Source organism: Cupriavidus sp. 05L310, from assembly GCF_056398185.1.
Map to the genome: position 1 here is coordinate 26,881 of NZ_JBFTOX010000075.1, position 13,322 is coordinate 40,202.

Here is a 13,322-nt window from a genome sequence, read left to right on the forward strand (position 1 = left end):
CCTGTTGTCAGCGGCCTGTTGTCAGCCTGTTGCCAACGGCAGCTTGCGCTGTCAACCGCCGGACAGCGCCTGCACCACAAAGATCTGGCTGCTCTCGCCCACGCGGTCGCTCAGGCGGCGGCGGTCGCGAATGGCGGAGCCATCGACAAACACGGCCAGGTGCCGGCGCAACTGCCCCTGATCGTCCAGGATATAGCCGCGCAGTTCCGGCTGCTCACTGAAAGCCCGTTCCAGCGCGGCACACACGGTAGCCGCGCAGACCTCGCGTTCCGGGCTGGGGACATGGCGCTGGATGGCGGCGGCAAAGACAAGACGTGGCATGGTTGCTGGCTAGCGAGGGGACCGCTGGCAGAGTATGCGAACGTCTTGCAGTGTAGGAAATCCTGCGGGGAGTGCGCGTGCGATCGCACTCCCCACCCGGAACGGATGCACTATCGGTCACGCCGCGCGCATCCCGCAATGCAACACGCTTCAGGCGGCCTTCCCTTCCTGGCCCTGGCGCAGCCGGGTGCTGGCAATCGCAGCCAGCACCAGCATCCCCGCGATGATCAGCAGGCCGTTCTTCGTGCTGCCCGTGGTCTGCTCGATCACCCCCATCACGGACGGGCCGATAAAGCCGCCGACCAGCCCGCAGGTGTTGACCAGCGCCAGCCCGCCAGCCAGCGCCACGCCGGCAAGACGGGACGACGGAAAGAGGAAGATGACCGACTGCACCACGAAGAACATCGATGCCGTCAGGCTGAAGCCCACCATGGCCACCACTGGCCCGGCATACGCCGCGAGCAGCAGGCCGGCGGACATGACGGCAAGCCCCGCGATCAGCATGCGGCGGCAGCGCCGCGGGTTGCTGGCGAAGCGCGGCAGCGCCGCCGCGCCGATGGCCGCCGCGATCCACGGCACGGAATTGAGCAGGCCGATTTGCAGCGGCGACAGCTTGCCATAGGTGCCGATGATGCCCGGCAGGAAGAAGATCACGGTGTAGATGCTGATCTGGTGGCAGAAGTACACGAAGATCGCGAGCCAGATCTGGCGATCGGCCAGGCAGCCCCGGAACGAATGCCCGACGTGCCCGGCGGCCGCTTCCTCGGCTTGCTCCGCCGCCAGGCGGCGTTCCACCTCGCGGGATTCTTCGGGCGACAGCCAGGTCGCGGTGGCGGGGCCGTCCGGCAGCTTCTTCCACACGACAAATGCAAACGCCACCGCCGGCAGGCCTTCCAGGACGAACATCCACTGCCAGCCGCGCCAGCCCAGCACGCCGTCCATTTGCAGCAGCGCGCCGCCAAGCGGTCCGCTGAGGATGTTGGCAATGCATACGCCCAGCAGGAAGTACCCGGTCGCGCGCGCCCGCTCCTTGCGGCCGAACCAGTATGTCAGGTAGAGCATCACGCCGGGGAACAGGCCCGCTTCCGCCGCGCCGAGCAGCAGGCGCATCACGTAGAACGAGGTCTCGCCGCTGACAAAGGCCATGCCGGTGGACAGCAATCCCCAGGTGATCATGATGCGCGTGATCCAGAAGCGCGCCCCTACCTTGTGCATGATCAGGTTGCTGGGCACTTCCAGCAGCGCGTAGCTGAGAAAGAACAAGCCCGCGCCCAGGCCGTAAGCCGCCGCGGAGATACCCAGGTCGACCGCGATGTGGCTCTTCGCCAGCGCGATATTGGTGCGATCGAGGAAGCTGATCACATAAGCCAGCACCAGCAGCGGCATCAGCTTCCTGAACAGCAGCGCGTTCAGCGAGCGCTGATCGGCAAGCGGCGCTTCTCGTGCGGTTTGCACATAGGTGGTAGACATGAATGGTGTCTCCTGTCGGCGGTATATGTTTTGTTTTCGAAGGCAACGGCAACAGCAGCAGCGTGGCGCCGCGCAAGGCGGCGCCGGCACTCAGAACGCCACGTTGTCCGCGCCCTTCAGGCCGAGGATCTCGCGCGCCTCGTCGGGCGTCGCGACATCGATGTTCAACGCCTCCAGCACGCTGCGGATACGCAGCACCTGCTCGGCGCTCGAAGCCGCCAGCCGGCCGTGGCCGATCCACAGCGAATCCTCCAGGCCGACCCGCACGTTGGCGCCCATCGCTGCGCCGATGGTAGCCAGCGGAATCTGGTTGCGCCCGGCGCCGAGGATGGACCAGCGGTACTGGTCGCCGAACAGCCGGTTCGCGGTCCGATGCATATGCATCAGGTCTTCCGGATCGCCACCGATGCCGCCCAGGATGCCGAACACCGACTGTACGAACACCGGCGCCTTGACCAGCCCGCGATCCAGGAAATGCTTCAGGTTGTTCAGGTGGCTGATGTCATAGCACTCGAACTCGAAGCGCGTGCCGTTGGCGTTGCCGATCTTCAGGATATTCTCGATGTCGCTGAAGGTGTTCTTGAAGATCAGGTTGCGGCTGTTCTCCAGATGCTCGCGCTCCCATTCGTGCCTGAACTCCTTGAAACGCTCCAGCATCGGGAACAGGCCGAAGTTCATCGAGCCCATGTTAAGCGACGCAAGTTCCGGCTTGAAGGTGGTGGCAGGGAGCATGCGCTCCTCCACGGTCATGTGGGGGCTGCCGCCGGTGGTGATGTTGATCACGGCATTGGTGGCGGACTTGATCTTCGACAGGAACGGCCGGAACAGCTCCGGATCCTGCGACGGCCGCCCGTCCTTCGGATCGCGCGCGTGCAGGTGCAGGATGGCCGCGCCTGCCTTGGCCGCGTCGATGGCGGCAGTGGCGATTTCCTCGGCGCTTACCGGCAGGTGCGGCGACATGCTGGGCGTGTGGATCGCGCCGGTAGGGGCGCAGGTGATGATGGCTTTGGATCGGGCTGCCATGGCGGGCTCCGTATGAAATCGGTTGGTGGGGGTGCGCTCAGCTAAGGGCTTGGGTCAGGCCATCGACCACCAGTTCCTGGCCGGTGACGTTGGCGGCCAGGTCGCTGGACGCGAACAGCACCATGTTGGCGATGTCGCGCGCCGTCACCATGCGCCCCAGCGCGGCTTGCGAGGTGTAGGCGCGCGTGACTTCCTCCAGCCGCTTGCCCAGCGCTTCGGCCTTTGCCGCGATGACCGCGCGAATGCGCGGGCCATCGACCGCGCCGGGCAGAATGGCATTCACGCGGATGCCGTCCGCGCCGAGTTCCAGCGCCAGCGATTTGGTGAAGCCGATCACCGCCCACTTGGACGCCGAGTAGACCGAGCGCCCGGGCATGCCCAGGTGGCCGGCGGCCGACGACAGGTTGACGATGGCGGCGTTATTCCCCCGGCGAAGGCGCGGCACCGCCAGGCGGGTGCACAGGAACTGGCCGGTGATATTGACCGCGAGCGTGCGCTCCCAGTCAGCCAGCGCCAGGGTCTCCACGCCGCCGGTGGGGCCCGCCACGCCGGCGTTGTTCACGAGTACGTCCAGGCCGCCGAGGGTGCGGTCGACGGCCTCGAACAATGCCGCCACGTCGGCCTCGCCCGACACGTCGGCCCGGCAGCCATGCACCGCCGGCAACTCGGCCGCCAGCCGCTCAAGGCTGGCGCCCTGGACATCGCACACGAGCACGCTGGCGCCCGCCTGCGCGAAGGCGCGGGTGATTTCCAGGCCGATGCCGTCGGCGCCCGCGGTCACCAGGACCCGCTTGCCCGCCAGAGAATTGTCATTCCACATATTCGTCAGCTCCATCCATGAGGCGATATTGCTCCATTGGCGCCATGTTATATCTGTGATCACAGATCGCAAATCGGGAATACCCTATGTGCTATGATTTCCGCATGTCCCTACCCGAACTTGTGACCCCTTTGAAGCGCCAGACGCTGAGTGCCGACGTCTATGCGCAATTGAGAGAGCTGTTGATCAGCGGCCACATGATGCCCGGCGAACAGATCTCGCTGCGCAGCACCGCCGCCGCGCTGGGCGTGAGCGTGATGCCGGTGCGCGAGGCGGTCCACCGGCTGGTGGCGGAGCAGGCACTGGAACTGACGCCGAACCGCGCGCTGCGCGTGCCGGTCATGAGCGTGAGCCAGTTCCGGGAGATCACCAGCATCCGGGTCAACCTGGAAGGGCTGGCGACGGAGCAGGCGGCCGAGCACCTGAGCGATGCCGCGATCGTGCAGATCACCGCCCTGCACGACCGCTTCGCGGAAGAGATGGCACGGTCCAAGCCGGACAGCTCGCGGCTGATCTCCGTCAACAAGGAATTGCATTTCGCCGTCTACAAAGGCGCCGGCATGCCGATGCTTTTGCAGATGATCGAAGCACTATGGCTGCGCATCGGCCCGATCCTGAATCACGACCTGCGCTCCGGCTCGCGCCGCGTGGGCGAGCAGGTGGCCGTCAATCATCACGCGCGGCTTGTTGAGGCGCTCAAGCGCAAGGATGGCGTGGCGGCACGGGCCGCACTGCAAGGGGATATTGAAAGCGCGGCGGAATACATCGTCTCCGCGGGCGTGCTGCTGGCGGCGGATGCGTTCGATGAACCTGCATCCGGCCCGGACAAGCCGGCGCCAGCAACTGCGCGGCGCTCACGCGCCGCTGGCACAAGGCGCCCCGCCTGAACCTGCACGCGCCGGCACAGGCGGTTCGCCAGCGCGCGCTAAGGCATGGATTGGGGCGGCGCCCCGACAGCAATCCGCGGCTATGCGCGCCAGGCGACATCCGCATCCAGCGGATACACCGGCCGCGCCAGCCGCTGAAACGGGAACTGCGCGTAGCGCGAACTCGTCACGCCGCCGCCATCGCACTCGACCACCGCCTTCGCGATCGGCACGAATACCGGGCGGCAGTACATGCGCGATTTCAGCAGCAGGAAGCGCTGCGCCAGCGGGTCCACGCCGATGTGGGTGAAAATGCCAAGGTCCCAGTGTTCTTGCGGCGTCTCCGTCACCACCACCTGCGCCGCGCCGGTATCGAGCAGCGCGGTGCGGCCCATGCGGATGCGCAGGCCGGGGTAGGTAGGACCGCTGATCACGTATTCCCCGTCGCTGATGGCGGAGACGCTCCCGCTCAGGGTCAGCGGCGTGGGATAGACGCCGAGCTGGCTAAGCGGCACCTTGTTGCCCACCGGCAACGTGACGCTGGCGCCCACGCCGGCTTCGATCAGCGCGGCTACCGCGCGCGGGTCGCACACCGGCCCCACCGCGATGCCGGACAGGCCCTGGCGCAGCGCTTCGCGCAGCACCGCCATATCGTCGCAGGTGCCGCCGGACATGCAGTTGTCGCCGTGGTCCAGCAACAGCACCGGCCCCTTGCCGTCGGCAGCCGCCAGTTGCGCGGCACGCGCAATGGAATCCGCCAGCGGCTCGCTTTCATAGACGAAGCCGGCGCGCTCGTTCCAGATCTGCGCCGCGAGCTTGTCCGCCGCGGCTTGTGCCGCCGCGGCATCGCCATCGGCCACCACCAGCACGCTGATGCAAGGCGCCGCGATATCCGCCAGCCCGAAACCGGCCAGCACCGATACCGCCAGCATGCCACCGGCCTCGGCCTGCCGGGCCGCCGCCACCGCGCGCTGCATGGCGCCCTCGCCGGTGTTGCTGCGCAGCGTGTGCGTCACCATCGGCAAACGCCGCCATGCGAGCGCGGGCCGTATCCGTTGCCGCAGCATGCGCATCAGCAGGCGGCCGGCGTGCTCGCCGGTTTCGTACATGTCGACGTGCGGATAGGTCTTGAAGCTGACGGCGATATCCGCGTGCGCCATCATCGCCTGCGTGACGTTGCCGTGCAGGTCCAGCGCAATCGCGACCGGCACATCGGGCAGCACCTTGCGCAAACGCGCGAGCAACTCGCCCTCGCCGTCGTCGCTGTTCTCCGCGACCATGGCGCCGTGCAGGTCGAGCATCACCGCATCGCAGCCGGGGGCCGCGCTCACGATGGCGTCGCATAGCGCGGTATACGCATCGGCCGCGACGCGCCCGCTGGGGTTGGCGCCGGCCGCGACCGGCACCACTAGTTCGGCGCCCGCCGCTTCGGCCAGGTCGATGAAGGCGCCGATGGCCGTGCGCGTGCCCTTGCTGGCCCTGTAAGCGTCTTCCCCGTAGCGGGGATCGAAGGACGACAGCGGCGTCGGCACCGGCGAAAAGGTATTGGTCTCGTGGTTCAGGCGTGCGATCAGGATCTTCATGACGGGCGTCAGGACAGGTTGGCGGATTCGAGCATCACTTGCAGCAGGACATTGCAGCCCGCCTCCAGGTGCTCGGGCCTGGCGTCTTCGATCTCGTTATGACTGATGCCGTCCTTGCATGGCACGAAGATCATCGCGGCCGGCGCCACGCGCGCGAGATAGACCGCGTCGTGCCCGGCGCCGCTGATGACGTCTATCTCCGGCAGCTCCAGCCGCCGCGCGGCGGCGCGCACGGACGCCACCATGCGCGCGTCGAACGGCTGCGGCGGGAAGTACACCACCTGTTCGATGCCGATGCTTAGCCCGGTACGCGCGGCCAGTTGCGCGGCGGCTTCGCGGAAGGCACGGTCCATCTCCGACAGCGTGGCATCCGTGTCGGAACGCAGGTCCACCGTCATGGCAATGCGGCCGGGAATGACGTTGCGGGAGTTCGGGTGCACTTCCATGCAGCCCACCGTGGCGCGTCCGTGAGGCTGCCGCTCCATGGCAATGCGGTTGACGATGCCGACCAGCTCCGCGCTCACCAGCATGGCGTCGCGGCGCATGGCCATCGGCGTGGGGCCGGCATGCGCCTCCATCCCGGTGACGACCACGTCGTACCAGCGCTGGCCCAGCGCGCCCGTGACGACGCCGATCGGCACATCGCTGGCCTCCAGCACCGGACCCTGTTCGATATGCGCCTCGAAATACGCGGCCACCGGGCGCCCGCCAACCGCCTCGCCGCCGGCATAGCCGATCGCGGCCAATGCCTGCCGCACGGAAACGCCATCGCGGTCGCGCTGGCCCAGCACGCCGTCCAGCGCGAACTCGCCAACAAAGGCGCCGGAGCCCATCATGACCGGCACGAAGCGCGAGCCTTCCTCATTGGTCCACACGACGACTTCCAGCGGGTGCGCGGTCTGCACGCCGGCATCGTTGAGCGTGCGCAGCACTTCCAGCCCCGCCAGCACGCCGTAGTTGCCATCGAACCTGCCGCCGGTGGGCTGGGTATCGATATGGCTGCCGGTCATCACTGGCGGCAGCCCGTTGTTCTTGCCCGCCCTGCGCGCGAACAGGTTGCCCACCGCATCCACCCGCACTTCGCAGCCGGAGGCCCGGGCCTCCGCCACGAAGAAATCCCGGCCGAGGCGGTCCTGCTCAGTCAGTGCCAGCCGGCATACGCCGCCTTTCGGCGTCGCGCCGATCTCGGCGAGCCGCATCAGTGAATCCCACAGGCGCGCGCCATCAATGCGAAGGCTTGCCAGGGCAGGTTGGTGCTGCGTCAACATAGTGCTTCCTCTCGCTTTCACTGCTTATGCTCGTGCTTGTAGATGTCCGGCGGATCAGGCCGCAAGGCCCACGCCGAGATAGCGGTCCTTGACGGCCTCGTCCTCCCGGAACGCGGCATTGCTGCCGCTGTAGACCACCGTCCCTTGCTCCAGGATGAAATGCCGGTCCGCCAGCTGCATGCAAACCTCCAGGTTCTGCTCCACCAGCAGGATCGAGACGCCGGCCGCCTTGATCATCTTGAGCTGCGCCACGATCTCCTCGACGATGACCGGCGCCAGGCCCTCCACCGGCTCGTCCAGCATCAGCAGGCGCGGGTGGTTCATCAGCGCGCGGCCGATGGCGAGCATCTGCTGCTCGCCGCCGGACAACTGCGCGCCGCCGTTGCGGCGCCGCTCGCGCAGGCGCGGGAAGATGCGGTAGATATCGTCCAGCTGCCACGGCGACGCCTTGCGCGCGCCGAGCTTGAGATTCTCTTCCACGGTCAGCAAACGGAAGATGCCGCGATGCTCGGGCACCAGGCAAAGACCGTCCGCCGCGATCCGGTGCGGCTCCATGCAGGCGATGTCGCGGCCCTGGAACAGCACGCGTCCGCCGCGCGGACGCACCACGCCGGCGATGGCCTTCAGGGTGGTGGATTTGCCGGCGCCGTTGCGGCCCAGCAGGGTGACCAGTTCGCCGGCGCCCACCGCCAGCGATACGCCTTGCAGCACATGGCTCTTGTCGTAGTAGCCGTGCACGTCCTGGACATCCAGCATCGTCGTCATTTGCCGCCTCCGGTGATCATGTTGCCCAGGTACGCGGCCCGCACGCGCGGGTCATTGCGCACGGCGTCAGGCGAGCCTTCCATCAACACCTTGCCCTGCTGCATCACGGTCACGGTGTCGGAGATATCCATGACGATATCCATATTGTGTTCGATCAGCACCACGGTGTGATCCGCGCTCAAACCGCGAATCAGGTGCTTCATCGCGGCCAGGTCGTCGATCCCCATGCCGGACGTCGGCTCGTCCAGAAAGATGGCGCGCGGCCTTGCGGCCAGCGCCATGCCCACTTCCAGCCGCCGCTGCTGGCCGTGCGACAGCGTGCCGGCTTCCGCATTGGCGACGCGGGTCAGCTCCAGCCGTTGCAGCACGCCGTCCACGGTATCCGCGCAGGCCAGTTGCCCCAGCGGCCGCCGCCAGCAATCCATCGCGCGGCGCGGGCTAGTTCCGAGCGCCGCCAGCCGCAGGTTCTCCCGCACAGGGAGATGCGTGAACAGGCTGGTCACCTGGAACGAACGCGCGATGCCGCGCTGCACGCGCTGGTAATCCGGCTCGCGTGTCACATCCTTGCCGTCGAAGACGATGGTTCCCGCGGTCACCGTGCCGGTGCCCGTGAGCATATGGAACAGCGTGGTCTTGCCGGCGCCGTTGGGCCCGATCACCGAATGCACGGTGCCCGGCATCACCCGCAGGTCCACACCGCCCAGCGCGTTGAACTTGCCATAGGACTTGGTAATCCCGCGCGCTTCCAGAATCGCCGTTGTCATGCCTGTTCCTCCTGTCCGATCGGCTTCGCCGGTTCGCGGCTCATCTTGCGCCACAGCATCTCTCCCAGGCCCCAAAGCCCGCGCGGAATGAACAGGCTGACCGCGATCAGCAGGAAGCCGAGCAGCATCAGCCAGCGCGGCCACAAGGTCGACAGCCAGTCCGACAGCAGCACATAGAAGGCCGCACCCAGCACCGAGGCAAAGGCGTTGCCGGTGCCGCCGATCACCGTCATGATCAGGATCATCTCGCTGGTGTGATAGTCGATATTGGTCAGCGGCGCGATGCCCATCAGCATGGCGTGCAGCGCGCCGGCCAGCCCGGTGATCGCCCCCGACAGCACGAAGGCCGTCAGCTTGAAGTACCTGACGTTGTAGCCGACCGCCTGCGCGCGCTCCTCGTTGTTGCGGATCGCGAGCAAAGTGCGGCCAAACACGGACTCCGTCACACGCAACACCAGGAAGAACACCAGCAGGAACAGCACCGCCACAAAAGCGTAGAACTGCCACGGCCCGGCCAGCGAGCCCAGCTGGGTGCCGAACAGCGAGACCGGCGGGCGCGGAATATCGAGCAGGCCGTTGTCGCCACCGGTCAGGTCCGGCGTGGTGTAGGCGAGGAAGTAGAACATCTGCGCGAATGCCAGCGTGAGCATCACGAAGTACGTGCCGCGCTGGCGAATGGCGAACCACCCGACCAGCGCCGCCGCCGCCGCGCCCAGGACGATGGCAAGCACCAGCGCCAGCGGCAAAGGCAGCGCCAGGCGCGTCAGCGCGATGCCCAGGCCATAACTGCCGAGGCCGAAGAAAATGCCCTGTCCGAAGGAAAGCAGTCCGGTGTAGCCAAGCAACAGGTTGCAGGCCATCACCGCCATGGCATAGACCAGCACTTCGGTGGCCAGCGTGCCGGAGCGCATCGTAAGCGGCAGCACCAGGGTCACGCCCAGCGCCAGCAGCCAGAAGCGATAGCGTTTGAGCATCTCCATCATCCTCTCCCGAGCAAGCCATGCGGGCGCAGCAGCAGCACCGCGGCCATGGCCACATAGATCATCAGCCACGCGCCTTCCGGCCACAGCGTGCTCATCAGGCTTTGCACCACGCCGACCAGCACGCCGCCCACCAGCGCGCCGGTGAAACTGCCCAGCCCGCCCACTACCACCACCACGAACGCCACGCCCAGCGCCTCCACGCCCATGAACGGCTCGGCCCCCCGGATCGGCGCGGCCAGCACGCCGGCGATGGCCGCCGTGGCCGCGCCCAGCGCGAACATCAGGCTGAACAGGCGGAAGATGTTGATGCCGAGCAGCGACACCATCTCCGTCGATTCACTGCCCGCGCGCACCGCGCTGCCCAGGCGCGTGCCTTCCAGCAGCCACCACAAGCCGACCGCCAGCAGCGCGGTGAAGCCGATCACGAACAGCCGGTACTTCGGATAAACGAAGCTGCCCCACATCACCACGCCCTGCAGCGATTCGGGTGGCGCCACGTTGACGCCGAGCGGGCCCCAACTGGTGATGATCAGCTCCTGCGCCACCATCGCGAGGCCGACCGTTACCAGGATATGGAACTCATGCGGAAGCGCGTACACGTGCCGCAGCATGACCTTCTCGGTCAGCCAGGCAAAGGCGCCGACCAGCAGCGGCGCGGCGACCAGCGCGACCCAGAAATTCAGGCCAAGCTGCAAGGCCTGGAAGCAGAGGTAAGCACCGAGCGCATAGAAGGCACCGTGGGCAAAATTAACGAAGCGCAACAGGCCGAAGATGATCGACAAACCCACTGCCAGCAGGAAGTAGAGCATGCCGATGCCAACGCCGTTGACCACCTGCAACAGGTAGACGTTCATGGGCTTGAGCGGAAAGCTTGGACGGGAAGGATGGCCCTGGTGCGCCCCGATGCCGGGGCGCACGGCCTGTAGCTTGCAGGCGGCCCGTCAGGCCATCTTGCACAGGGTCTTGTCGACGGGCAGGAAGGACTTGCCGGCGCTGATCACCTCGGCGTAGTCGTCCTTGTCCTTCATGCGGCTCTTCGCCTTGCCCTTGAGCAGGTAGTAGTCCTTGATGACCTGGTGGTCGGCCGCGCGCACTTCCTCGGATCCGGTCAGGCCGTCGTACTTCATGCCCTCGATGGCGGCCACCACGGCCTTGGGATCGGCGGTGCCCGCCTTGATCATGCCGTCCAGCATGATCTTGGTGCAGATATAGGAACCGGCCAGGCTGTAGTTCGGATTGCTCTTGAAACGCGCGTTGCTCCGTTTGACCAGGTCGCGGTTCAGCGGCGAATCCGCGCCATGCCAGTACTGCGCGCCGAAGTACACGCCTTCGCACAACTCCGGCCCCAGCGATTCGAACTGTTCCAGCCCGGACGCCCAGGCCACCAGGATCGTGGTGTCCTTCTTCATGCCGAAGCTCGCCGCCTGGCGCAGCGTGTCGGACGACTGCTGGCCGAAGTTCAGGATCAGCAGCACATCCGGCTTGGCCGCCAGCGCGTTGGTCAGGTAGCCGCTGAATTCCTTCTCGTTGAGCCCGTGATAGCTGTTGCCGACGTGCTCGATGCCCTTTTCCTTGAAGACGTTCTTTGCCGCCGACAGCAGGCCCTCGCCGAACACATACTGGGGAGTGATGGTGTACCAGCGCCTGGCCTTGGGCATGGCCTCGATCAGCGGCCGCACGGTGCGCTCGATGGCCCCGAAGGTGGGCACGGACCAGCGGAAGGTGGCGCGGTTGCAGTCCTTGCCGGTGATCTCGTCGGCACCGGCTGTGGTGACGAATACGCCGCCGAACTTCTCCGCCTCCTTGCCCATGGCCAGCGACTCCGACGACAGGATGCCGCCGGCAAAGTAGCGCGCCGCGTTCTTCTGCGCCAGCTCCTGCATCTTGCGCACGGCGGTGGCCGGCTTGCCTTCGGTATCCAGCACGCTGTAGCGCAGGCTCTTGCCAAGCACCTTGTCGTATTGCTCCAGCACCAGCTTCATGCCCAGGTCGGCAAACTTGCCGTTGGCCGCGAAGGGGCCCGACATCGGCACCGGGCAGCCAAGCTCGATCACGTCACCCGCGGCCGCCAGCGCGGAGCGGGCGTGCACGAGTGCGGCGGGGACAGCGGACAACGCCGCCAGCTTCAACAGGTTACGACGATTCATGTCTCACTCCTCTCGATGGGGATAGCCACCCAGGATGGCCGGTAGCCGCCGCGTCAGGTGCGCGGACATCCTCCAGCCTTTTATGCTATTTATCATGATAAATAGGTGAGACGATAGTAGGAGGCGCTTCTTTCAAAGTCAATAGGAGGAAACGCAGCAAGGCGTACGCAGGCGACGCGCACCAGCGGCGCTGGCGGCGGCAATCGCAGCCTGTAGAATTGGACCCGGCGTGGCCTGGCCGGCAGCAACAGACTGGACCGGCGGCACGCGGCAATCAAAGGGATGGAAACAACATGGCACCGCTACGTGGCGAAGGCGCCAGGACGATCGAGATTCGCAAGCAGAAACGCGCCGACCTGGTTGCCGAAGAACTGAAACGCCTGATCACGCAGAAGAACCTGCGCCCCGGCGACAAGCTGCCGCGCGAGATTGCCCTGCAGCAAATGTTCTCCGTGAGCAAGAGCACGATCCGCGAGGCACTCAAGTCGCTCGAAGTGCAGGGGCTGGTCAGCGTGAGCACCGGCCCGGCGGGCGGCGGCACAATCGTGGAAGTGCAACTGGACCGCACCTTCCAGCTGATGCAGAACTACCTGTTCTTCAAAGACATCGGTATCGCGGATATCTACACCGCGCGCAAGCTGCTGGAACCCGAGCTGGCCGCGGGCGCGGTGCCACACCTGACGGAAGAGGATTTCGCCGCGCTGGAACGCACCATCGACCAGTGCGACCCGGCCTCCGCCGCCGCGATCGATCCGCTAAACCAGCGGCAGGAAGACCTGAGCTTCCACGACATCCTGGCGGCCGCCAACCCGAACCCGATGCTGCGCTTTTGCTGCGAGCTGATCAATGAAATGATCCGGCACCTGGTGGTGTTCGGCAACGACACGCCAACGTGCGAACACGAGCGCTTCGGCGCGGCGAACGTCAAGTTCCACAAGAAGATCCTGGCGGCGGCGCGGGACCGCGATGTGGAGAAGGTGCGTGCGCTGATGCTGTCGCATATGGAGGAATGCACGCGTTATGTTACGCGGATGAATGGCAAGATTAATGGGCGGTTGGTGTTGGATTCGGAGATGCCGCGGCGGGGGAAGGGGGGAAGGGGGGGGTAGGGGTGGGGGTATTGGGGAAGGGCTGCAACTTCAACTTCAACTTCAACTTCAAAAGCTTAAAGTCAAAGGCGGTTTCACCCCCCTGCGGGGGGCGACCTACTTTCTTGTCTTGCCAAGAAAGTAGGCAAAGAAGGCGCGCCGGATGGGGCGACACCCCCTCGGGATCCGGCGAAAAGAGCGGCCGGGACCCAAACTCGCATCGC

Annotated in this window: 13 protein-coding genes; 2 read left to right on the top strand and 11 right to left on the bottom strand. The window is 66.2% G+C overall.

Annotated elements, in window-relative coordinates; all coding sequences use genetic code 11:
* Positions 1-51: 51 nt before the first annotated feature.
* The 4 genes from AC1DS6_RS37245 to AC1DS6_RS37260 all read right to left on the bottom strand — a co-directional run bounded on the left by AC1DS6_RS37245 (position 52) and on the right by AC1DS6_RS37260 (position 3,634).
* On the bottom strand, positions 52-321 hold the full coding sequence (locus tag AC1DS6_RS37245) for a ubiquitin family protein (RefSeq protein ID WP_035872484.1): 270 nt from the start codon (positions 319-321) through the stop codon (positions 52-54).
* A gap of 150 nt (positions 322-471) precedes the next feature.
* Positions 472-1,791, bottom strand: a complete 1,320-nt coding sequence (locus AC1DS6_RS37250) for an MFS transporter (protein ID WP_045240421.1) — start codon at positions 1,789-1,791, stop codon at positions 472-474.
* A 90-nt stretch (positions 1,792-1,881) separates the two neighbouring features.
* Complete coding sequence (kce, locus tag AC1DS6_RS37255; protein ID WP_441633984.1) at positions 1,882-2,814, bottom strand: 3,5-dioxohexanoate:acetyl-CoA acetone transferase; 933 nt, start codon at positions 2,812-2,814, stop codon at positions 1,882-1,884.
* A 37-nt stretch (positions 2,815-2,851) separates the two neighbouring features.
* A complete protein-coding gene (locus tag AC1DS6_RS37260) occupies positions 2,852-3,634 on the bottom strand; it encodes an SDR family oxidoreductase (RefSeq protein ID WP_441633986.1) in 783 nt (260 codons plus the stop codon).
* A 104-nt stretch (positions 3,635-3,738) separates the two neighbouring features.
* Here AC1DS6_RS37260 and AC1DS6_RS37265 point away from each other — a divergent pair, with 104 nt between their 5' ends.
* A complete protein-coding gene (locus tag AC1DS6_RS37265) occupies positions 3,739-4,521 on the top strand; it encodes a GntR family transcriptional regulator (RefSeq protein ID WP_441633988.1) in 783 nt (260 codons plus the stop codon).
* A gap of 80 nt (positions 4,522-4,601) precedes the next feature.
* On the opposite strand, the gene AC1DS6_RS37270 is transcribed toward AC1DS6_RS37265, so the two are convergent.
* The 7 genes from AC1DS6_RS37270 to AC1DS6_RS37300 form a co-directional block, all read right to left on the bottom strand.
* Complete coding sequence (locus AC1DS6_RS37270) at positions 4,602-6,083, bottom strand: M81 family metallopeptidase (RefSeq protein WP_441633990.1); 1,482 nt, start codon at positions 6,081-6,083, stop codon at positions 4,602-4,604.
* 8 nt (positions 6,084-6,091) lie between these two features.
* On the bottom strand, positions 6,092-7,351 hold the full coding sequence (locus AC1DS6_RS37275; protein ID WP_441633992.1) for a Zn-dependent hydrolase: 1,260 nt from the start codon (positions 7,349-7,351) through the stop codon (positions 6,092-6,094).
* Between the two features lie 54 nt (positions 7,352-7,405).
* Complete coding sequence (locus AC1DS6_RS37280) at positions 7,406-8,107, bottom strand: ABC transporter ATP-binding protein (protein ID WP_441634002.1); 702 nt, start codon at positions 8,105-8,107, stop codon at positions 7,406-7,408.
* A 5-nt stretch (positions 8,108-8,112) separates the two neighbouring features.
* Positions 8,113-8,880: an ABC transporter ATP-binding protein gene (locus tag AC1DS6_RS37285; RefSeq protein ID WP_441633994.1), complete on the bottom strand. Its 768-nt coding sequence runs from the start codon at positions 8,878-8,880 to the stop codon at positions 8,113-8,115.
* Positions 8,877-9,860 carry a branched-chain amino acid ABC transporter permease gene (locus tag AC1DS6_RS37290; RefSeq protein ID WP_441633996.1) on the bottom strand — a complete coding sequence of 328 codons (984 nt, stop codon included), beginning with the start codon at positions 9,858-9,860 and terminating at the stop codon, positions 8,877-8,879. Before AC1DS6_RS37290 ends, AC1DS6_RS37285 begins: the two co-directional genes overlap by 4 nt.
* A complete protein-coding gene (locus AC1DS6_RS37295) occupies positions 9,860-10,717 on the bottom strand; it encodes a branched-chain amino acid ABC transporter permease (RefSeq protein ID WP_441633998.1) in 858 nt (285 codons plus the stop codon). The genes AC1DS6_RS37290 and AC1DS6_RS37295 overlap by 1 nt, the downstream gene beginning before the upstream one ends.
* A gap of 87 nt (positions 10,718-10,804) precedes the next feature.
* Positions 10,805-12,010 carry an ABC transporter substrate-binding protein gene (locus AC1DS6_RS37300; protein ID WP_035872523.1) on the bottom strand — a complete coding sequence of 402 codons (1,206 nt, stop codon included), beginning with the start codon at positions 12,008-12,010 and terminating at the stop codon, positions 10,805-10,807.
* Between the two features lie 293 nt (positions 12,011-12,303).
* On the opposite strand from AC1DS6_RS37300, the gene AC1DS6_RS37305 reads away from it, so the two are divergent.
* On the top strand, positions 12,304-13,119 hold the full coding sequence (locus tag AC1DS6_RS37305; RefSeq protein WP_441634000.1) for a FadR/GntR family transcriptional regulator: 816 nt from the start codon (positions 12,304-12,306) through the stop codon (positions 13,117-13,119).
* Positions 13,120-13,322: the final 203 nt, after the last annotated feature.